The following is a 19,111-nucleotide window of genomic DNA, read 5'->3' as shown; positions in this document are numbered from 1 at the left end:
CATGGGTCGCATCATCTGCTGCGGTCTCGGCCCCGGCGATCCAGACCTGATGAGCGTGCGCGCCGATCGCATGGTGCGCGGCGCAAAGCACGTCGCCTATTTCCGCAAGAAGGGCAGGCCCGGCCAGGCGCGCCGCATCGTCGAGGGCATGCTGGCGGCCGAGGTCACCGAATATCCCATGGAATATCCGGTCACGACAGAAATTGCGTTCGACAGTCCGGAGTACGTGCAACTTCTCGCCGGCTTCTACGACGAATGGGCCGAGCGCCTGGCGCGGCTTGCCCGCGCGGTCGATGTCGTCGTGCTCTGCGAGGGCGATCCCTACTTCTACGGCTCCTTCATGCATCTGCACACGCGCCTGCAGGGCCGCGTCGAGATCGAGGTGATCGCCGGCATTCCCGGCATGGTCGGCTGCTGGAATGGCGTCGGGCAGTCGATCGCGCTCGGCGACGACGTGACGACGGTGCTCATGGGGACGCTTCCCGAGGACGAGCTCGAACGCCGCATGCGCGATTCCGATGCGCTCGTGATCATGAAGACCGGGCGCAACATCGCAAAGGTGCGCCGCGCGCTCGCAACCGCTGGGCGGCTCGATGATGCCTGGCTGGTCGAGCGCGGCACCATGCCCGGTGAGCGCGTGGCGCGGCTCTCGGAGATCGATGCCGCCGATTGTCCTTACTTTGCGATCGTGCTCGTGCATGGCAAGGGCCGGCATCTGGACGCCGCCGAATGACGGGCACACTGACCATCGCAGGCCTCGGGCCGGGCAGCGATGCTCTGGTGACGCCCGAGGTCTCCGCGGCGCTCGCAGCGGCGACCGATATTCTTGGCTATGCGCCTTATGTCTCGCGCGTGCCGCCGCGGCCGGGGCTGACCCTGCATCCGTCGGATAATCGCGAAGAGCTGCAGCGCGCGCGCGAAGCCCTGCGGCTCGCGGCTGAAGGCGGGCAGGTCGTCGTCGTATCCTCTGGCGATCCCGGCGTTTTTGCGATGGCCTCAGCGGTGTTCGAGGCGCTGGAGCAGGCGCCGCAATATCAAAAACTGCCGATCCGCGTGTTGCCCGGCATCACCGCGATGCTGGCGGCGGCCGCGCGCGCCGGCGCGCCGCTCGGCCATGATTTCTGCGCGATCAATCTCTCCGACAATCTCAAGCCCTGGGCGGTGATCGAGAAACGCCTGCGGCTCGCCGCCGAGGCCGACTTTTCGATTGCGATGTACAATCCGCGTTCAGTGAGCCGACCGGAGGGATTTGGCCGTGCGCTTGCGGTGTTGAAGGAAGCTGGTTGTAGCGACCGCTTAGTCATCTTCGCGCGTGCGATCAGCTCGGCTGACGAGAAGATCGAGACCGTCGCGCTGAACGAAGCGACGCCTGAGATGGCCGACATGCGTACGCTTGTCATCATCGGCAATTCGCAGACGCGCCGCGTCGGCCGCTGGGTCTATGCACCGAGGCGGGTCGAATGACCGAGCCACTGCATCACGTCAGTGACGCTCTCGACCCGCAGCCGCTCGGGCAGCCGCGGTCGGGAGATCATGATCACGGGCAGGCCGAGCCCTCGGGCCGCGTCGATCTTGGCGCGCGCGCCGTCGCCGCCGGAGTTGCGGGCGACGATCCAGGCGATGCCGCGGGCGCGCAGCATCTCGAGCTCGCCCTCGAGCGTGAACGGTCCGCGCGACACGATGACATCCGCGGCGAAGGGCAGGGGCGCTTCGGGCGGATCGACGAAACGCAGCGTGTAGGCATGCTGCGGCTTGCTCGCGAACGGCGCGATGTGCTGGCGGCCGATGGCGAGGAACACGTTTGCCGGCGTGTCGGGCAGCGCGGCGACCGCCGCGTTGACGTCCGCGACCTCGATCCAGTTGTCGCCTTGCGTCCTGTCCCATGGCATGCGTTCGAGGGCAATCAGCGGCGTGCCGGTCTCGGCGCACGCCGCAACCGCGTTGCGGCTCATCTCGGCGGCGAAGGGATGCGTCGCGTCGATCATATGCGTGATGCCTTCATCGCGGATATAGTCCGCAAGCCCGCTCACGCCGCCGAAACCGCCGATGCGGGTCGGCAGCGGCTGATCGGCGGGCGCACGGGTGCGGCCGCCATAGGAATAGACGGCATCGATCTGCGCGCGCGCGATCGTCGCGGCGAGCAGGCTCGCATCGGCAGTTCCGCCCAGAATGAGGGCGCGCATCATGGTTGATTCCTTGGCTGATCCCTGGCTGACCATCATCGGTATCGGTGAAGATGGCCTTGCCGGGCTGCCCGAGGCAAGCCGAAAGGCGCTTGCCAAGGCGGAAACTGTTTTTGGCGGCGAGCGTCATCTCGCGCTTGCAGACGTTGGTCACCGCGGCCGCCCCTGGCCGGTGCCGTTCGATGCGGATGTCGTGCTGAACTGCCGCGGCCGGCCGACGGTGGTGCTCGCCTCCGGCGATCCGTTCTGGCATGGCGCCGGCGCAAGTCTTGCCGAAAAGCTCGATGCCAACGAGTGGATCGCGCATTCGGCGCCGTCGACCTTCTCGCTCGCCGCTGCGCGGCTGGGCTGGCGTCTCGAGGCCGTTGCCTGTCTCGGCCTCCACGCAGCGCCGTTCGAACGTCTCATTCCGCATCTAGCGAATGGTGCGCGCATCATTTGCCTCGTGCGCGACAGGAGGGCGGCGGGTGATCTCGCGAAATGGCTCAGCGAGCGCGGATGGGGCGCGTCGGGCTTCTGGATGCTCGCCGCGCTCGGTGGGCCGCGCGAAAGCATTGCTGAACATCGCGCCGACAGCTTTGCGGGCGATGTCGCTGGCAACTTGGTCGCAGTCGCTGTTGAGGCGAGGGGCGGGCAAGGCATTCCCCGCAGCTCCGGCCTCTCAGACGATCTCTTCGTCCATGACGGACAGATCACCAAGCGGCCGGTGCGCGCGCTCGCGCTCTCGGCGCTGGCGTCGCGTCCGGGCGAGCGGCTGTGGGACATCGGCGCCGGCTCGGGCTCGATCTCGGTGGAGTGGGCGCTGTGCGGCGGGACGGCGATTGCGATCGAGGCGCGCGAGGATCGCGCCGCGAACATTCGCACCAATGCGGCGGCGTTCGGATTGGCGCATCGGATCACCGTCGTCACGGGAAGGGCACCTGAAGCTCTTGCTGGCCAAGACCCGCCGGATGCCGTCTTCATCGGCGGCGGTCTCGATCCCGCGATGTTCGATGCCGTCTGGTCCCGTCTCTTGCCAGGCGCGCGGCTCGTCGCACATTCGGTCACGCTGGAGACGGAAGCGCTGCTCGGCGAGCTGCATCAGCGCCATGGCGGCGAGCTGATGCGGGTCGAGATAGCGCATGCCGCTCCGCTCGGCCGCTATCGCTCGTGGGAGGCAGCCCGGGCGGTTGTGCAGTGGAGTGCGGTGCGATGAAAGTCGCCGGACTCGGATTCAAAAAGGATGTCACGCTGGCTTCGCTGCGCGAGGCGTTGCTGGCCGCTGGCGGCACTGAAGGTCTTGCGGCGGTCGCGACCGTCAGCGACAAGGCCGATGCGGAGGCGCTAAAGCAGCTCGCGCGCGAATGCGGCGTGCCGATCAAGGCCGTTCCGTCGGATGTGCTCGCGAATGTCGACACGCCGACGCAGTCAAAACTCGTCGCGGAAAAATTCGGAACCGGCTCGGTCGCCGAGGCGGCAGCGCTTGCGGCCGCGGGCCCTCGCGCGCGTCTGATTGCGACGCGCGTGGTCTCGCAGGATCGCACTGCGACGGCCGCGATCGCCGAAGGAGATGGCGCATGACCGTGCATTTCATCGGCGCAGGGCCCGGGGCGCCTGACTTGCTGACGTTGCGCGGCCGCGATTTGATCGCGGCCTGTCCGGTCTGCCTCTATGCCGGCTCGCTGGTGCCGGAAGGCGTTTTGGCGCATTGCCCGTCCGGTGCACGCATCGTCAACACCGCGCCACTGTCGCTCGACGAGATCATCGCGGAGATCGCCGCCGCGGATGCCGAGGGCAAGGACGTCGCACGGCTGCATTCCGGCGATCTGTCGATCTGGTCGGCGATGGGCGAGCAGCTCCGCCGCCTGCGCACACTCGGCATTCCCTACACGGTCACGCCGGGTGTGCCGTCGTTCTCGGCCGCCGCCGCCGCGCTGGAAGCCGAGCTGACGCTGCCCGGCCTTGCGCAGAGCGTGGTGCTGACGCGCACGCCGGGCCGCGCCAGCGCGATGCCCGAAGGCGAGAACCTTGCCGCATTCGCGGCGACCGGTGCTGTGCTTGCGATCCATCTGTCGATCCATCTGCTCGACAAGGTCGTCGCCGAGCTCTCGCCGCACTACGGCGGAGATTGCCCGGTCGCGATCGTCTGGCGCGCAAGCTGGCCGGATCAACGCATCGTGCGTGCGACGCTCGCAACCCTCGATGCCGCCGTCGGTGGCGAGATGGAGCGCACGGCGCTGATCCTCGTCGGCAAGACGCTCGGCGCTGCGGATTTCGACGAGAGCCGTCTTTACGCCGTCGATTACGATCGCCGCTATCGTCCCGTCGGCGCCGAGCCGCGCTTTCCGGAGGCGTCGTGATGGCCGCAGGCCTCGTCATCTCTGCGCCGGCCTCCGGTGTCGGCAAGACCACGCTGACGCTGGCGCTCGCGCGCGCCTGGCGCCAGCGCGGATTGAACGTGCAGTGCTTCAAGAGCGGGCCCGACTACATCGATCCCGCCTTTCATGCCGCCGCGACGGGTCGCGCCTCGGTCAATGTCGACAGCTGGGCGATGGACCGCGCGGCGATCGCCCATCTCGTCAGCCGCGGCGCGGACGCGGATGTCGTGCTCGCGGAGGGCTCGATGGGCCTGTTCGACGGCGTCGCCGCGCGCGGGGTCTCCGGCACTGGCGCGACTGCCGATATCGCGGAGATGCTGGGCTGGCCCGTGGTGCTGGTGATCGATCCCTCCGGGCAGGCGCAGACCGCGGCTGCGATCGCAGCCGGTCTTCGCGACTACCGCGCCGGCGTGCGCCTTGCCGGTGTCGTGCTCAATCGTGTCGCCAGCCCGCGCCACGAGGACCTCGTGCGGCGCGCGCTCAACGACGCGGACATCGCCGTATTCGGCGCGCTGCCGCGCCATGCCGAGATCTCGCTGCCGAAGCGGCATCTCGGCCTGGTGCAGGCTGAGGAGCAGGCCGAGATCGGCAAGCTGATCGACGAGGCCGCGCGCTTCGTCGCCGAGCATGTCGATCTCGATGCGGTGCTGCGAGCGGCAGCGAGCTGGTCGCCGCAAGCTGCGTCGAACGGCCTCAATGTGACGCCGCCCGGGCAGCGCATTGCACTGGCGCGCGATGCGGCGTTCTCGTTCGTCTATCCGCACATGCTGGAAGCCTGGCGCGCGGCGGGCGCGGAGATCTCGACATTTTCGCCGCTTGCCGATGAAGGTCCCGATGCCAGTGCGGACGTCTGCTGGCTGCCCGGCGGCTATCCCGAGCTCCATGCCGGCAAGATCGCCGCCAATGCACGCTTTCGCAGCGGCCTGCGCGCCTTCGCCGAGACGCGGCCGGTGCACGGCGAATGCGGGGGCTATATGGTGCTGGGCACCGCTTTGACCGACGCCGAAGGCGTCCGCCACGAGATGACGGGCCTGCTTGGCCTCGAGACGAGCTTTGCCAAGCGCCGCATGCATCTCGGCTATCGTCTCGCCGCGCTCGCAGCACCGATGCCGGGACATCAGGCGGGCGCCCGGCTTCGCGGCCACGAATTCCACTATTCGACCATCCTTGCGCAGCCTGACACGCCTTTGGCGGTCGTGCATGATGCGACCGGCGCAGTCATTGCCGAGACCGGCTCGCGGCGGGGACAGGCGACCGGCACGTTCTTTCATCTGATCGCGGAGGACCGGTGAGCGGTTTTGTCTCCTTCGTCTCCGCCGGCCCGGGCGATCCCGAGCTCCTGACCGTGAAGGGCGCCGCGCGGCTGCGCGAGGCCGACGTCGTGCTCTATGACGATCTTGCCTCCGGCGCGATCCTCGACCTGGCGCGGCCCGGCGCCAATCTCGTTGCGGTGGGGAAACGGGCAGGGCGGCCCTCGACCAGGCAGCACCACGTCAACCGCTTGCTGGTCGACTACGCCGCAACCGGCGCGCGCGTGGTGCGGCTGAAGTCCGGCGATGCCGGGATCTTCGGCCGGCTGGAGGAGGAGCTCGAGACGCTGCGTGAGGCCGGTATCGGTTATGAGATCGTTCCCGGCGTCACCTCGGCCTGCGTCGCCGCCGCGCAAGCCGGCATTCCCCTGACCCGGCGCCATACCTCGCGCCGGGTGCAGTTCGTCACCGGGGCCGACGTCACCGGCGAGCTGCCGCAGAACCTGAACTGGGCGGCGCTGGCCGACCCCGAAGCGACGACCGTGGTCTATATGGGCCGCCGCACCTTTCCGGATCTTGCCGCAAAATTGATCGCGCAGGGCCTCGCCCCTAATACCCCCGCGCTGTTCGCCGAATCCCTCGGGCGCGCCGACGAGCGGCTGGTCCGCACCACGATTGCCGAGCTTGCCGAGCAGCTTGCGCGGGGCGGGGCGGCGTCGACCGCCGCCGTCATCCTGTTCGGCGCGCTGGCGGGGGATTATCCGTCATGATGGCCCGGGCCGCCCTTCCGCCCTTGACGCCCGGCTGGCGAAAGGGGCACACAGGAGAGGCATGGTGCTCAACGCGGCGCAAAGCGCCGGAGCATAATCGGGAATGGGGATGGGCGGACCCAGTTGCGGCGCCCAAAACCCCAGCCGCCCCCGCGACTGTAAGCGGTGAGGGGCTCCGATCAGCCACTGGGCCGCAAGGTCCGGGAAGGCCGGAGAACCCCAGTGAACCGCGAGCCAGGAGACCGGCCGTGCATGTTTTGAGGCCAAGGCCGTCGGGTGTGACGGCAGGAAGGAACTGAACCATGCATATCGAACCCGGCGTCGTGACGGGCGCCAAGCTTGTATTGAGTTACGCAACCGGCATCGCCGCAGGCGGCGTTGCCTTGAAGCTCGCGGTCGAGACCGTGCGCGAGCAGGGCATCGGCTCGCTCGCCGTGCGCACCCTCGCGACCACCGCGCTCGTCTTCACCTTCTTCGAGATCCTGCCGCACTTCCCGGTCGGCGTCTCCGAGGTGCACTTCATCCTTGGCTCGACCTTGTTCCTGCTGTTCGGTGCGGCGCCGGCGGCTCTTGGCCTTGCGTTCGGCCTCTTGCTCCAGGGCGTGTTCTTCGAGCCCGCCGACCTGCCGCAATACGGCATGAACGTCACCACGCTGCTGGTGCCGCTGTTCGGGATCCAGGCGATCGCCGCACGGATCATCTCGCGCAACACCGCCTATGTCGACCTCAGGTATCGCCAGGCGCTGGCGCTCTCGACGACCTACCAGGCCGGCGTGATCGCCTGGGTGGCGTTCTGGGCGCTCTATGGCTCCGGCTTTGCGATGAGCAACCTCGCCAACATCGCGACCTTCGCGGCCTCCTATGCGCTCGTCATCGTGATCGAGCCGCTCGCCGATCTCGCCGTGCTGGCGCTGGCGAAGTCGCTGCGCGGTGTCACCGCGCCCGGCCTCGTCACTCCGCGCCTGCACAACGCGGCCTAAGAGATCAAGGGGCGGCCGTCATGGCCGCCCCTCGCGCTCGCGATGCTCACGCTCTCCCTGATAGGCATCGGTTGCGGCGATCCCGATCAGCTCACGCGCGCTGCGATCACTGCCATCAACGCCGCCGATCTCATCCTGATCCCGCGCAAGGGCACCGCAAAGTCCGATCTCGCCGATCTCAGGCGCACGATCTGCGCCGATGTGCTCACGAGCGACAGGACGCGCATTGCCGAGTTCGATCTTCCCGTGCGCGATGCGGATGAAGCCGATTACCGCAAGGGCGTGCACGATTGGCATGATGCGGTCGCCGCGACGTGGTCGCAGACGATCGCAGATCATCTTGGCGGTGAGGGCAAGATTGCGCTGCTGATCTGGGGCGATCCCTCGCTCTACGATTCCTCGCTGCGCATCGCGCGCCGGCTCAAGCCCTTGCCCAAGATCGAGGTCGTACCGGGCATCACCTCGATCCAGGCGCTGTGCGCGGCGCATGCATTGCCGCTCAACGAGATCGGCGAGCCTTTCCTTGTGACCACGGGACGCCGCCTGCGCGAAGGCGGCTGGCCACAAGGCGTCGATACCGTGGTGGTGATGCTCGACGGCGGCACCGCGTTCCAGTCGCTCGATCCGGCGGGGCTTCACATCTATTGGGGCGCCTATCTCGGCATGCAAGATCAGATCATCCACTCAGGCGCGCTGGCCGAGGTTGGTCCGCGCATCGTCGCCGCGCGGCAGGAAGCGCGCGAGCGGCATGGCTGGATCATGGACAGCTACATTCTCAAGCGCGGGCGTTAAGCGAGGCAGCATGTTACCCGAATGTGTCTACCAAAAGTGCCCCGAGATCTCCGCGGCCCATCGCGAAGCGGCGATTGCGCGTCAGGCGCAACTGACGAAACCGACCGGCGCGCTCGGTCGGCTCGAGCAGCTCGCGATCGAGCTTGCGGGCCTGCAAGCGACTGAGCAGCCGCGCGCCGCCCGCGTGCCCGTCATCGTTTTTGCCGGCGATCACGGCATCGTCGCGCAGGGCGTGTCGGCCTATCCGCAAGCCGTGACCATCGCGATGATGGCGAATTTTGCCTCCGGCGGCGCGGCGATCTCGGTGCTGGCGCGTGAACTGGGTTCGACCCTGGAAGTGGTCGACGCGGGCACGCTGGCGCAGGAGGAGATGGCGGGCGTCGTCACCGACAAGCCGCGCAGCGGCACGCGCGATTTCAGCACCGAGGCTGCGCTCACGCCTGCCGAGCTGGCCTTCGCATTCGAAACCGGCCAGCGCGCGGTGGCACGCGCGGAGGCCACCAACCCCGATCTCCTGATCTTCGGCGAGATGGGCATCGGCAACACCACTGCGTCCGCGGCGATCGCCGCGAGCCTGCTCGGCGTCGGCGCCGACGAGATCGCGGGCAGCGGCACCGGTATCGATGCCGCCGGCCGCGCGCACAAGGCGCGCGTGATTGACGCCGCGATCGCACGCCATGGCGTTGCGGGCGCAGCGCCCGAAAAAATCCTGTGCGCCGTCGGCGGCCTCGAGATCGCGGCGATCTCAGGCGCGATCATCGCGGCTGCGCAGCGCCGCATTCCCGTATTGATCGACGGCTTCATCGTATCAGTCGCCGCACTTGCGGCAGCGCGGCTCAACCCGTCATGCCAGCCGTTCCTGTTGCCGTCGCATCAGTCGGCGGAGCAGGGGCATCGGCTGGTGCTGCGTGCATTGAACGTGCAGCCGCTGATCAGCCTCGATCTCCGGCTCGGCGAGGGATCAGGCGCCGCCATCGCGCTGCCACTGGTGCGGTCGGCCTGCGCGCTCCACAACGGCATGGCGACGTTCGCGCAGGCCAATGTGCCGGATCGGCCTAAAGCGCGATGAGATCATCGCGCTTTAGGTTGTTGTTTCAGCATGATCTTTTCGGAAAACCGCTGCGCACTTTTCCGGATCATGCTTTAGCTGATCCGCTGGTTGACGGAGACGACGCGCCAGCCGGTCGTGAGCCGGTCGATCCGGGTCAGCGACAGCGGATCGATGACGAAGCGCAAGGCTGCCTGAGGCGTGAGGGCGAGCGCGATGCAGAGCGCGGCGCGGATGGTGCCGGAATGGACGACGAGCGCGGCTGGGCCCGAGCCAATCCGTGACAGGCCGAGCCGGACGCGCGCGACCTGATCCTCAAAGCTCTCGCCGCCCGGCGGCTTTCCACGCGCTGGATCGCTCCAGAACTTCGCATAGGCCTCGCCGCCGGTCGCTGCGAGCTCGTCATGCCGATGGCCGGTCCAGTCGCCAAAATCCTGCTCGGTGAATTCGCTCACCAGCGTCGGCTCCAGCCCCAGCGCCCGCGCGGTCTCGACCGTGCGCCGCGCCGGGCTGGCATAGCTCGCAGCATCCCGCGGCAGGCGCTGCCGCAGCGCCTCGAGTTGCGCGCGATCGCGGAGATCGGCCGGCGCGTCGGCCGCATGGATCGTGCCTTTGACGCCGTCGACGGGCGCATGCCGTATCAGCCAGAGGAAGGTCTCGCCTTCCATGCTCATCTCCAAGGAAATTGGGCGCTGTGGCAATAACGCCGCAGCTTGCACATTGACTCTGTCTTGGTCGTAATCCTAGATGCCTCTGACGGTTTCCCCGAGAGGGGATGAAAAGGGAATGCGGTGCGGGGACCTTGTCCCCAATGCCGTAGCTGCCCCCGCAACTGTAAGCGGTGAATCCTTCGTCAGAAGCCACTGGGTCCTCGGTCCCGGGAAGGCGACGAAGTGGTCACGACCCGCGAGCCAGGAGACCTGCCGTCAGCCGTGGTCACACGCGAAGATGTCGGTCGGGGAGTACAGACATTCGGCTTCATCGTACGGCTGAAAGCCTGATGATGGGACCTTGGTTCGCGGTGACGTGCCACTGACGTCACACCGAGGTCCAGGACCGTGTCTTCCATCCATATTGTACGACCGCGTCGTTTCCTGCTCGCCTCCGCCGCGCTCACGTCGCTTGCGGCCGCGGATGTGCCTGCCGCGCTGGCGCAGCAGGCCCGCGAACCCCTGCCGCCCGTTGAAGTCTCCCCCGCCCAATCCCGCAAGCAGGCCAAGCCGGCCGGCCGGGACGCGCAGAGCCCACGCCGCGCAACAGCGCGCAGGCCGGCGGCCGCATCGGCGGCGGCCAAGCCCGCCGTGCCGGCCGCAGCAGCGCAGACGCCACTCAACACCAATGTGGTGGCCGAGAGCGCTTCGCGACTCGGCCTGACCGTGCAGGAGACGCCCGCGACCGTCGAGGTCATCTCGGCGAAAACAATGCAGGAGCAGGGCTATCGCACCGTGTCGGAGGTGGCCCAGGGCGCCGTCGGTGTCACCTCCGGCGACAATCCGGCCGAGCCCGCGGCGTTCTCCATGCGTGGCTTCACCAACAGCCAGATCAACATGCTCTACAACGGCATCAAGATCGGTCCGCAGAACATGACCTCGCGGATCACTGATACGGCCAATCTCGCAGCCGTGGAATTTTTGAAAGGGCCGGCCTCGCTGATGTCCGGCGAAGGTGCCGCAGGTGGCGCAATCAACCTGGTCACGAAGCTGCCGCACACCGGGCCGATCCGGAATGAGGCTGACTTCTTTTGGGATTCGCTCAACTCGTTCGGCGTCCACTACGGCTCGGGCGGCAGCACCAACGTGCAGGGGCTCGACTACCGCTTCGATATCAGCCGCTCTTCGCTCAACGGCTTTGCCGACGATACCAACACCAAAACGTTCGATGTGTCGGGCCAGCTCAACTATCGCATCTCCGACAGCCTCAAGGTCTGGGGCGCGATCGAGTATCGCGAAGACCGCGGCAAGGCCTATTGGGGCGCGCCGCTGGTGCCGATCGCCTTCAGCGGCTCGCACGCAACGAGCGGCATCGTCTCGGGCAATTACGTCTCCAACTACAACGGAACCAATCTCGGCGCGGTCACCATCGACGACCGCACCTTCAACACCAACTACAACGTCCTCGACAATCGCAACGTCGCCCAGGAAGTGTGGCTGCGCGGAGGTTTCGAGCTGAAGCTCGCGCCCGACCTGACACTGAGGAGCCAGGCCTATGGCTACGGCGCCGAGCGCACCTGGTTCAACAATGAGGTCGAGGCATTCAACTCCGTCTCGAACCTCGTCAATCGCGAGCGCTTTTACGTCGCGCACAGCCAGCGTTTGGTCGGCAACATCACCGATCTGATCTGGGACACGAACATCGCTGGCTTCGATAACCGCCTGGTCACGACACTGTCGTCAAGCTATCTGGATTTTGTCAGGCCTGGTGCTGCGAACTTTCCGGGCGACTCGGTTTCGCTGGTCGATCCCGCCCGCGGCTATTACGGCCTGCTCACGATCCAGCAGCAGACCGCGCGCATCGACAACGAGGCGCTGTCATTCGAGGACCGGCTGAAGCTGACGCGCAGCTTTGCGCTGGTCGGCGGCCTCCGCGTCGAGCACATTGGACTCGATCGCAACTCGACCGACGTCAACGGCCTGGTGAAGGCAGGTTTCCCGTTCACCAAGGACTGGGTCCCGACGACAGGCCGCATCGGCTACACATGGGAGGCCGTACCCGGCCTGACCTTCTTCAGCCAGTACGCCACCGGCGCCGATGTCTCCGCCAACAACATCTTCCTGCTTGGTCCGACCCAGAATCTGGATCTGACGACCGCGCGCACCTACGAGACCGGCGTCAAGCACCTGTTCTGGGACAACAGGGCGGAGTGGTCATTCTCGGCCTACGACATCCTGCGCAAGAACGTCTATGCGGCAGCCGGCGGCCAGACGCTCAACATTGCGGGACGGCAGGAATCGAAGGGCGTCGAGCTTGCAGCCGCGGTGCGCCCGATCGAGCCGCTGCGTCTGTGGGGCAATATTGCCTATGTCGATGCGCGCTATGCCGACTACAATTTTGCCGGGGGGTCGTTCTCCGGCAACACGCCGCCGAACGTGCCGCGCATCGTCGCCAATGCCGGCGCGTCGTACCGGTTCTTCACGCCCTGGCCAGTGGAGCTCGGCATCACCGGCCGTCACGTCGGCGACCGCTACAACACCGACGCCAATGTCGTGACGATGAAGGCCTATACCGTCGCCGACGTCTACGCCTTCGTCGACATCCCGAAGACGGTGTTCAATGCGGTCGACCAGGCCCGCCTGACCTTCCGCGTACGCAACATCGCCGACAAGCGCTATGCGATCTGGGGCGATCCGTTCTATCCCGACCAGATCCTCCTGGGCGCGCCGCGCACCTATGAGCTCTCGGCCGCGTTCAAATGGTAGGGCGCTGACCACATGATGAGCGCGATCGTCCTGCTGCATCGCTGGCTCGGGGTCGCGTCCTGCCTGCTGTTCGCGATGTGGTTCGCGAGCGGGATCGTGATGCACTTCGTTCCGTTTCCGTCACTGACGGAAGCGGAGCGGTTTGCCGGATTGGCACCGGTCGATCGTGCGGAGGTGAGGATCACGGTCGCCGAAGCGGTGACGGCAAGCAAGCTACCGGATGCGACGCGCGCGCGGCTGATCCAGCGGGGCGATGGGCCGGTCTACATCGTGTCAGGGCGATCGCAGCTCGGCGCGGTCCACGCCTCCGATGGACGGGACGCAAGTGTGACGTCGGCCGACATTGCACTGGCCATTGCGCGGGCGCACGCCGTGCGGCGAGGGCTTGATCCCGCGCCGGCCGCGATCCTCGCACGCGCGGACTATGACCAATGGAGCGTTCCAAACGGCTTTGACCGCCATCGGCCCTTGTTTCGCATGGCCCTCGGCGATGCCGCCGGGACGGAGATCTATATCTCGTCACGCACCGGCGAAGTCGTCCTCGACACGACCCGAAGCGAGCGTGGCTGGAATTGGGTCGGCAGCGTCTTGCACTGGATTTATCCGACGGTGCTGAGGCGCAATTGGGCGCTGTGGGACCGCGTGGTCTGGACGCTGTCGCTGCTGGCCTCGATCGCGGCCTTGCTCGGTGCGGTGCTCGGGATCGTGCGGATCAGGATGCGAGGACGGGCGATCTCGACGCCGTATCGGGGCTGGCACGCCCTGCATCACCTCATCGGCCTCGCAGCAACGCTGTTCGTGCTGACCTGGATTTTCAGCGGCTGGCTGTCCATGGATCACGGCCGGCTGTTCTCGCGCGGGCAGTTGACGCCGGCCGAAGCGCGTGTGGCGGCTGCCGCGCCGGACTGGACGGCTTCATCGCGCGACCAGCTGCGGTCAGCGTCACCGGTCCGCGAAGTCGAATGGTTCGCGTTCGGCGGCAATCTCTATCGGCGCGACCGGCCTGCTCTGGGGTCCCAGACGTTGGTCAGGGCAGGGGATACGTCTCGTGCTGAACAAGCAGGTGTCTTGAGTGTCCGCGACATTCAGGAATTGACAGCGCGCCTTGCCGCGAACTGCGGCATGCCGTCCGTTCTCGCTGAGCCTGACGACTATCCCGCGCAGTCCGTCGTTCCCGGAGCGCCCGTCTACCGCGCCCGATGCGGCGAGGTCTGGTTCGATATCGACGGCGCCGACGGCAGCGTGCTGCAAAGGCTGGATGCCTCGCGGCGGGCCTATCGCTGGTTCTACAGCGCGCTGCACACGCTCGATTTTCCGGTCCTGATGGCGCATCCGCGTCTGCGCGACATCCTGATTGTCGGGCTCTGCGCGCTCGGGCTCGTATTCTCCGTGACCGGCATCGTCATCGGCTGGCGCCGTCTGCGGTCGACCTTCACGGCTTGAACGCGGATGAGCCTGGTCTGACCCTCACATCGGCTCGATGCCGATCTTCTTGATGATGCCGGCCCATTTCGTGGTCTCGGCGGTCATGAAATTGGTCAGGCCTTGGGGGTCCATCACCAGCGGCTCGGCGCCCTGCTCGACGAAGAGGGCGCGCACCTTCGGATCGTTCACGGCTTCGACCATCGCTTTATAGAGCTTGCCGACGATGGCCTTGTCGGTATTCGCCGGCGCGAGCAGCGCGAGCCAGGCGGCGCTCTCGTAATCCTTCAGGCCAGCCTCGGCCGCGGTCGGCACATCCGGCAGCGCGGTCATGCGCTTGTCGCTGGCAACCGCGAGCGGGCGCGCATCGCCGCTCTTGATCAGGCCGAGGACGTTGGGCAGGAGCTGGAAGCCGAGCGGGACTTGCCCTGCGATGAAGTCCGGCGTGTACGCGGCGATGTTGCGGTAGGGAACGTGGGTGATCTCGGTGCCGGTGAGCTGCTCGAAATAGGCCGCCGACAGATGCTGCGACGAGCCGACACCGACCGTCCCGTAGTTCAGCTCGCGCGGATGCGCCTTGGCGTAGTCGATCAGTTCACGCAGCGATTTCGGCGGCAGCCTCGAATTGATCACGATGACATTCGGCATCGTCGCGAACAGACCGATCGGGGCGAGATCCTTCTGCGGGTCGTAAGGAAGCTCCTTGTAGAGCGACTTGTTCGCAGCCAGCGGGCCGGAGGTGCTCATCAGCAGCGTGTAGCCATCAGCGGCCGCATGTGCCGCGGCCGCGGTGCCGATATTGCCGCCGGCGCCGGGGCGGTTGTCGACCACAAAGGCTTGTCCGAGCGAGGTGGACATGCGGTTGAGCAGGATGCGCGTGATGACATCGCTGGCGCTGCCGCCGGCAAAGGGCACGAGCACCTGGATCGGCCGCGCGGGGTAGTCTTGCGCTTGTGCGGGACGCAGTCCGGCCGCGGCGAGAGCTGCGCCTGCGCCGAACGAGAGCAGTGATCTCCGGTCAGGATGAAATCCCTCGCTCCGCTGCTGAGCTGTGTTCGTGATCTTGCTGCGACCGAACCATGCCATCTCGGACTCAATCTCCCGACTGTCTTGTTCTGCGAGCCCTGGGATCGCCCGGAAGGATTCGTCGGGGATGAACGCCAGGCCGCGATTTTCTGCGCCTGGATCGTAGTTAGCTCGCGAATGCGACCGTCATGCCGGCTCGTCTCAAAACTTACCAACCCGTCTCATTCTGCAGCGGGCGCGACATCTTGTCCGAGTGAGAGGAGGCTCAATCCAGTCCGGTTTTGCCCGGCGCCCAATAGGCTTTTGCCTTGATCCGCGACGATGCGACGCCTGCCGCTTTCAGCGCGCGGCTGATGCGCTGGATCGATGATGCCTTGCCCGTCAGGATGAACCTGGCGCCGTTTGCAGCAATGCGCAGCATTTCCGCCTCGACGGCTGCGAGATGTGCATCGTCCGCGCTGCGGGCGATCAATCGTGCTTCACCGAGGCTGATGGCCTCCAGCACCCGCCGCGACTCCGCGACATCGGTGGTTTCGAACATGTGGAGCGCACCGCCGGCTTGCAGATTGTCGCGCAATGCCGCTGCAAGACCGAACGAGGTCTCATCGCCGAACAGGACGATGGGCGCCTCGAGGCCGGTGAGATCGAGCGAGCGGCGCGGGCCGAACAACTGGCAGGTGTCGCCTTCGCGCAAACCGCTCACCCATCGGCTGCCGGGGCCAACGCCATGGATGAAGGCGAGAAGGCGAGTTCTCCCGCTGCTTGCCTCCCATGACATCGGCGTATAGGTGCGCGCGCTCAAGCCCGCGCGCATCGCAACCTGGATCTTCTGGCCCGCATTCCAGGCGACGTCCTTGAGGGCTTCGCCTTCGATCTCGATGAGCCGAAAGTGCGGCGAGAGCGTCTCGATTGCGGCGATGCGCGCGGACCGCATCAGCCATCGCAACAGCATCTGCGTGACCCTTCCTTGTGACGCCTGCGATGAGATTTGCGGCTGCTGACCGGGCTCGTTCAAGGCCTGGCTCCCGGATCATCTGGTCTTGATCGTGAGTTCGTTGCCGCGGCCGGGATCGAACGGCAGCGACAGCGAGAGGTAGCCATTTTCGGGATCGCGGACGTAGTCGATATAGCCGGAGGCTTCCTCGAACGCGTTCTCGCCGACGATGAGCGCGCCGGGTTTCAGATGCGGCTCCAGCAGCTTGAGAATGGGAAGATAGAGCGTGAAGGCGCCGTCGAGCATCACCATGTCGATCTCGCCGCCGAGATCGGCCTTCAGGGTTTCCCGCGCGTCGCCAACCCGAAACGAGACTAAGTCCGCCAGCCCCGTCGCCGCGACGTTCGCTCGTGCGCGCTCGATCTTGCCGGGCTCGAGATCGGTCCCGATCAGGCGGCCGCCGCCAATGTCGCGCAAGCCCGCGGCCATGTAGATCGTCGAAATCCCCATCGAGGAGCCGAACTCGACGATGCGCTTGGCCTTGCTGGCGCGGACGCACATGTAGAGGAAGCGTCCGAACCGCGGCGAGACGCTCAGAAAATTGTTCGCAAATCGCTGGTAGACCTCATTGAGATCGCGGCTCTCGGCCGCGATCGCCTGGCTGATCATCTCTTCGCGACTCGTGCCCTCATTCACGAAGGCCTGCATCAGCGGCGCGTCGGCGATCTCCGCTTCCTGATGAAGACGATGGAGGACGTCGGCGACGAGGCCGCTGCTGATCGAATCCATGTATCCAGCTCCCTTGCAATGCGCCCATCGGCGCGTTGGAGCCTGGATACGAAATCGTCCTTTGGTGCGCATTCCGCGAACGGGACAATCGATTGCGATTTCCGGTCAGTGTGCGCTGATGCGCCGTTCGGCGAGATATCGCGCCGGCGGCTTGCCCAGCGCCTTGCGGAACATGGTGACGAAGGCGCTCGCGCCCTCATAGCCGAGATCGAGCGCGACGGTTTGCACCGAGGCGCCCTGGTCGAGGCGCTGAAGCGCGATGAGGATGTGGAGCTGCTGGCGCCAGCGGCCAAAGCTCATCCCGGTCTCGCGTTGCAGGATGCGGGTGAGGGTGCGTGGCGCGACGGCAATGCGCCGCCCCCAATCGTCGATCGTCGCGCGGTCGGAAGGGTCTTCCATCATCGCGCTCGCGATCCGGCGCAGCCTGGCATCCGCAGGCATCGGGAAGCGCAGCTCCTCGATCGGAGCGGCAGCGAGCTGGTCGAGCAGCACCGTGGCGATCCGACCGTCGGCGCCGTCGACGTCGTACATGACAGGCATGTGGGTGGCATGGACCAGCAGGCTTGCCAGCAACGGGGAGATCGACAGCGCGCAGCATTGCCGCGGCAGTGTCGGCGCCGCATCCAGTTCGATGAAGAGGCAATGCATCTCGACATCGCCGGCGACGCTCACGCTGTGCGGGACATCGCCGGGAATCCATACCGCGCAACGCGGCGGTACGATCCAGACGCCATGTCCGGCCTCCAGCCTGACGATGCCGCGCAAGGTGAGGACAAGCTCGTCCTTGCGATGCGTGTGCATCGCGAGCTCCATGCCCTTGGTGACCATGCGGCCACCGAAGGCGGCGATGGCGCGCGGCACGGCTTCGGGGTCGAAGTCCCCGAGATCATCGGGGAGGAATTGGTCGTCGTTGAGCCGGAAGAAGGGCATGGCGGGCGGTGAGTGGTCCGGACGCGGTGGCGTGCGTCAAACAATATCGGGCCGCCGTCGAATCTTTCAACGCAGCCGGTCCGAATCTCGATCAGTTCTAACCTGCTCGCCTCCGCGGCTTCCTGCGATCCTTGCGGGAGGAGGACGAGCCTGTGCCACTGGAGGAAGGCTCCACGAACTCGCGCGCCACGGCGGCGGCCTCCGCGAGATCGTGGCTGATGACATCGAGCACGGCCTTGGCGGCGACCGACACCGCGCGTCGCGGGTGATGCACCCAGGCAATCGAGCGCACGATCCGCTGCGCGTCGAAGCGGTGCGCGCGGATGGTCCCGCCCGCCAGCGATTGCCGGAGCGCGATGGTCGGCAGCACCGTCGCGAAATCGGTGGTTGCGATCACGTCGCAGAGCGCGGGCAGGGTATCGAGCTCGAGCCGCGGCCGCAGGTCGATGCCGATTGCGGCGGCATGCTCGTCCAGGATCAGCCGCAGGCCGTGGCGCTTGGAAGGCAGCACGAGATCGAAATTGGCGATGTGATCGAAGCGCAGTCTTGCCGGCGGCTGGATCGGGCTGTCCTTGCGGCAGGCGAACACCATCTCCTCGTCCATGACGTGATGCGCGGCCAGCGGCGTCTTCCGGCGCGGCACGTTGATCAGCGCGAAATCGAGCTGGCCGGTGTTGACCCAGTCGATCAGCGTCTCGGTGTAGCCCTCGCAGACCGACAGCGTGATCTCGGGATAGCGGCTTGCGACAGCTGCCGACGCGCTCGCCATGGTGCTTTGCGCGACCGAGGTGATGAGGCCGACGGAAACACGGCCCGAGATGCGTCCGCCGAGCTGTGCCATCTCCTGGCGGGCATGTTCGGCATCGCGCACGATCGGCGCCGTCAGCCGCACCAAGGCCTCGCCGGCGCTGGTCAGCGTCATGCCCTGGACGCTGCGGTCGAACAGCTTTTGGCCGAGCTCGGCCTCCAGCTTGGCGATCTGCATGCTCAGCGCCGGCTGAACGATGTTGAGCTGGCGCGCGGCCCGGGTGACGTTCTTTTCCTCGGCAAGGCACAGGAAATATTGCATCTGCCTGAGTTCCACGGGGTCAGTCCTTTGTTCGCCGATCTGCCTCCGGACCATCATCTCAGATGATGAATGATATAATCAATCATTATTTGTGGTGATGGATGGGATTGCCTAGTCTCGCGGCGGGTCCCAGGGAGCGAAACCA

19 protein-coding genes and 2 riboswitches are annotated in these 19,111 nt (G+C 66.5%); of the genes, 12 read left to right on the top strand and 7 right to left on the bottom strand.

What is annotated here, in order from left to right; translation table 11 throughout:
• The first annotated feature begins 1 nt into the window (after window position 1).
• Together BRAGE_RS0122315 and cobJ are read left to right on the top strand one after the other, a co-directional pair.
• Window positions 2–733, top strand: a complete 732-nt coding sequence (locus BRAGE_RS0122315) for a precorrin-2 C(20)-methyltransferase (protein ID WP_027558959.1) — start codon at window positions 2–4, stop codon at window positions 731–733.
• On the top strand, window positions 730–1,464 hold the full coding sequence (gene cobJ / locus BRAGE_RS0122310) for a precorrin-3B C(17)-methyltransferase (RefSeq protein ID WP_027558960.1): 735 nt from the start codon (window positions 730–732) through the stop codon (window positions 1,462–1,464). The genes BRAGE_RS0122315 and cobJ overlap by 4 nt, the downstream gene beginning before the upstream one ends.
• Here the strand turns inward: cobJ and BRAGE_RS0122305 are convergent.
• The gene (locus BRAGE_RS0122305; protein WP_027558961.1) at window positions 1,440–2,186 is read right to left on the bottom strand and encodes a cobalt-precorrin-6A reductase; all 747 of its coding nucleotides are present in this window, start codon (window positions 2,184–2,186) and stop codon (window positions 1,440–1,442) included. The two genes, cobJ and BRAGE_RS0122305, sit on opposite strands and share 25 nt — an antisense overlap.
• Before the next feature lie 10 nt (window positions 2,187–2,196).
• Here BRAGE_RS0122305 and BRAGE_RS0122300 point away from each other — a divergent pair, with 10 nt between their 5' ends.
• From BRAGE_RS0122300 to cobT, 8 genes are all read left to right on the top strand, one after another.
• Entirely contained in the window at window positions 2,197–3,378 is a 1,182-nt protein-coding gene (locus tag BRAGE_RS0122300) for a bifunctional cobalt-precorrin-7 (C(5))-methyltransferase/cobalt-precorrin-6B (C(15))-methyltransferase (protein ID WP_027558962.1), read from the top strand.
• Entirely contained in the window at window positions 3,375–3,743 is a 369-nt protein-coding gene (locus BRAGE_RS0122295; RefSeq protein ID WP_027558963.1) for a cobalamin biosynthesis protein, read from the top strand. Before BRAGE_RS0122300 ends, BRAGE_RS0122295 begins: the two co-directional genes overlap by 4 nt.
• Complete coding sequence (cobM, locus tag BRAGE_RS0122290) at window positions 3,740–4,522, top strand: precorrin-4 C(11)-methyltransferase (protein ID WP_027558964.1); 783 nt, start codon at window positions 3,740–3,742, stop codon at window positions 4,520–4,522. The genes BRAGE_RS0122295 and cobM overlap by 4 nt, the downstream gene beginning before the upstream one ends.
• Window positions 4,522–5,832, top strand: coding sequence for a cobyrinate a,c-diamide synthase (locus BRAGE_RS0122285; protein ID WP_027558965.1), 1,311 nt, complete (start codon window positions 4,522–4,524; stop codon window positions 5,830–5,832). The genes cobM and BRAGE_RS0122285 overlap by 1 nt, the downstream gene beginning before the upstream one ends.
• Window positions 5,829–6,560 (top strand): uroporphyrinogen-III C-methyltransferase, encoded by a 732-nt coding sequence (gene cobA, locus BRAGE_RS0122280; RefSeq protein WP_027558966.1) that lies wholly within the window; start codon window positions 5,829–5,831, stop codon window positions 6,558–6,560. The genes BRAGE_RS0122285 and cobA overlap by 4 nt, the downstream gene beginning before the upstream one ends.
• Window positions 6,561–6,605: 45 nt before the next feature.
• Window positions 6,606–6,825: riboswitch (cobalamin riboswitch) on the top strand.
• 37 nt (window positions 6,826–6,862) lie between these two features.
• Window positions 6,863–7,540 carry an energy-coupling factor ABC transporter permease gene (locus BRAGE_RS0122275; protein WP_027558967.1) on the top strand — a complete coding sequence of 226 codons (678 nt, stop codon included), beginning with the start codon at window positions 6,863–6,865 and terminating at the stop codon, window positions 7,538–7,540.
• A gap of 42 nt (window positions 7,541–7,582) precedes the next feature.
• On the top strand, window positions 7,583–8,332 hold the full coding sequence (cobF, locus tag BRAGE_RS0122270; protein ID WP_027558968.1) for a precorrin-6A synthase (deacetylating): 750 nt from the start codon (window positions 7,583–7,585) through the stop codon (window positions 8,330–8,332).
• Window positions 8,333–8,342: 10 nt separating this feature from the next.
• A complete protein-coding gene (gene cobT / locus BRAGE_RS0122265) occupies window positions 8,343–9,401 on the top strand; it encodes a nicotinate-nucleotide--dimethylbenzimidazole phosphoribosyltransferase (RefSeq protein ID WP_027558969.1) in 1,059 nt (352 codons plus the stop codon).
• A gap of 74 nt (window positions 9,402–9,475) precedes the next feature.
• Here the strand turns inward: cobT and BRAGE_RS0122260 are convergent, their stop codons facing one another.
• Entirely contained in the window at window positions 9,476–10,048 is a 573-nt protein-coding gene (locus BRAGE_RS0122260) for a histidine phosphatase family protein (RefSeq protein WP_027558970.1), read from the bottom strand.
• Window positions 10,049–10,120: 72 nt separating this feature from the next.
• Window positions 10,121–10,322, top strand: a riboswitch (cobalamin riboswitch).
• A gap of 116 nt (window positions 10,323–10,438) precedes the next feature.
• On the opposite strand from BRAGE_RS0122260, the gene BRAGE_RS55960 reads away from it, so the two are divergent.
• Window positions 10,439–12,796, top strand: coding sequence for a TonB-dependent receptor (locus BRAGE_RS55960; RefSeq protein WP_027558971.1), 2,358 nt, complete (start codon window positions 10,439–10,441; stop codon window positions 12,794–12,796).
• A gap of 12 nt (window positions 12,797–12,808) precedes the next feature.
• Window positions 12,809–14,239, top strand: a complete 1,431-nt coding sequence (locus tag BRAGE_RS0122250; protein ID WP_027558972.1) for a PepSY-associated TM helix domain-containing protein — start codon at window positions 12,809–12,811, stop codon at window positions 14,237–14,239.
• A 24-nt stretch (window positions 14,240–14,263) separates the two neighbouring features.
• On the opposite strand, the gene BRAGE_RS0122245 is transcribed toward BRAGE_RS0122250, so the two are convergent.
• The 5 genes from BRAGE_RS0122245 to BRAGE_RS0122225 form a co-directional block, all read right to left on the bottom strand.
• The gene (locus BRAGE_RS0122245) at window positions 14,264–15,304 is read right to left on the bottom strand and encodes a Bug family tripartite tricarboxylate transporter substrate binding protein (RefSeq protein WP_027558973.1); all 1,041 of its coding nucleotides are present in this window, start codon (window positions 15,302–15,304) and stop codon (window positions 14,264–14,266) included.
• Window positions 15,305–15,509: 205 nt separating this feature from the next.
• Window positions 15,510–16,259, bottom strand: a complete 750-nt coding sequence (locus BRAGE_RS0122240) for a siderophore-interacting protein (RefSeq protein ID WP_231164317.1) — start codon at window positions 16,257–16,259, stop codon at window positions 15,510–15,512.
• Between the two features lie 15 nt (window positions 16,260–16,274).
• The gene (locus BRAGE_RS0122235; RefSeq protein ID WP_027558975.1) at window positions 16,275–16,967 is read right to left on the bottom strand and encodes an O-methyltransferase; all 693 of its coding nucleotides are present in this window, start codon (window positions 16,965–16,967) and stop codon (window positions 16,275–16,277) included.
• A gap of 105 nt (window positions 16,968–17,072) precedes the next feature.
• Window positions 17,073–17,897, bottom strand: a complete 825-nt coding sequence (locus BRAGE_RS0122230) for an AraC family transcriptional regulator (protein ID WP_027558976.1) — start codon at window positions 17,895–17,897, stop codon at window positions 17,073–17,075.
• Between the two features lie 97 nt (window positions 17,898–17,994).
• Window positions 17,995–18,966 carry a LysR family transcriptional regulator gene (locus tag BRAGE_RS0122225; protein ID WP_027558977.1) on the bottom strand — a complete coding sequence of 324 codons (972 nt, stop codon included), beginning with the start codon at window positions 18,964–18,966 and terminating at the stop codon, window positions 17,995–17,997.
• Window positions 18,967–19,111: the final 145 nt, after the last annotated feature.

It is taken from the genome of Bradyrhizobium genosp. SA-4 str. CB756, from assembly GCF_000473125.1.
GTDB lineage: Bacteria > Pseudomonadota > Alphaproteobacteria > Rhizobiales > Xanthobacteraceae > Bradyrhizobium > Bradyrhizobium arachidis.
This window is presented reverse-complemented; position numbering and strand designations above follow the sequence as displayed.

Bases quoted from the DNA above. Each gene is read 5' to 3' on its own strand.
- BRAGE_RS0122245 (WP_027558973.1), bottom strand. From the start codon at position 15,304: ATGGCATGGTTCGGTCGCAGCAAGATCACGAACACAGCTCAGCAGCGG.
- BRAGE_RS0122260 (WP_027558970.1), bottom strand. From the start codon at position 10,048: ATGGAAGGCGAGACCTTCCTCTGGCTGATACGGCATGCGCCCGTCGAC.
- BRAGE_RS0122275 (WP_027558967.1), top strand. From the start codon at position 6,863: ATGCATATCGAACCCGGCGTCGTGACGGGCGCCAAGCTTGTATTGAGT.
- BRAGE_RS0122225 (WP_027558977.1), bottom strand. From the start codon at position 18,966: ATGCAATATTTCCTGTGCCTTGCCGAGGAAAAGAACGTCACCCGGGCC.
- BRAGE_RS0122230 (WP_027558976.1), bottom strand. From the start codon at position 17,897: ATGCCCTTCTTCCGGCTCAACGACGACCAATTCCTCCCCGATGATCTC.
- BRAGE_RS0122235 (WP_027558975.1), bottom strand. From the start codon at position 16,967: ATGGATTCGATCAGCAGCGGCCTCGTCGCCGACGTCCTCCATCGTCTT.
- cobT (WP_027558969.1), top strand. From the start codon at position 8,343: ATGTTACCCGAATGTGTCTACCAAAAGTGCCCCGAGATCTCCGCGGCC.
- BRAGE_RS0122305 (WP_027558961.1), bottom strand. From the start codon at position 2,186: ATGATGCGCGCCCTCATTCTGGGCGGAACTGCCGATGCGAGCCTGCTC.
- BRAGE_RS0122250 (WP_027558972.1), top strand. From the start codon at position 12,809: ATGATGAGCGCGATCGTCCTGCTGCATCGCTGGCTCGGGGTCGCGTCC.
- BRAGE_RS0122285 (WP_027558965.1), top strand. From the start codon at position 4,522: ATGGCCGCAGGCCTCGTCATCTCTGCGCCGGCCTCCGGTGTCGGCAAG.
- BRAGE_RS0122315 (WP_027558959.1), top strand. From the start codon at position 2: ATGGGTCGCATCATCTGCTGCGGTCTCGGCCCCGGCGATCCAGACCTG.
- cobF (WP_027558968.1), top strand. From the start codon at position 7,583: ATGCTCACGCTCTCCCTGATAGGCATCGGTTGCGGCGATCCCGATCAG.
- cobM (WP_027558964.1), top strand. From the start codon at position 3,740: ATGACCGTGCATTTCATCGGCGCAGGGCCCGGGGCGCCTGACTTGCTG.
- cobJ (WP_027558960.1), top strand. From the start codon at position 730: ATGACGGGCACACTGACCATCGCAGGCCTCGGGCCGGGCAGCGATGCT.
- BRAGE_RS0122295 (WP_027558963.1), top strand. From the start codon at position 3,375: ATGAAAGTCGCCGGACTCGGATTCAAAAAGGATGTCACGCTGGCTTCG.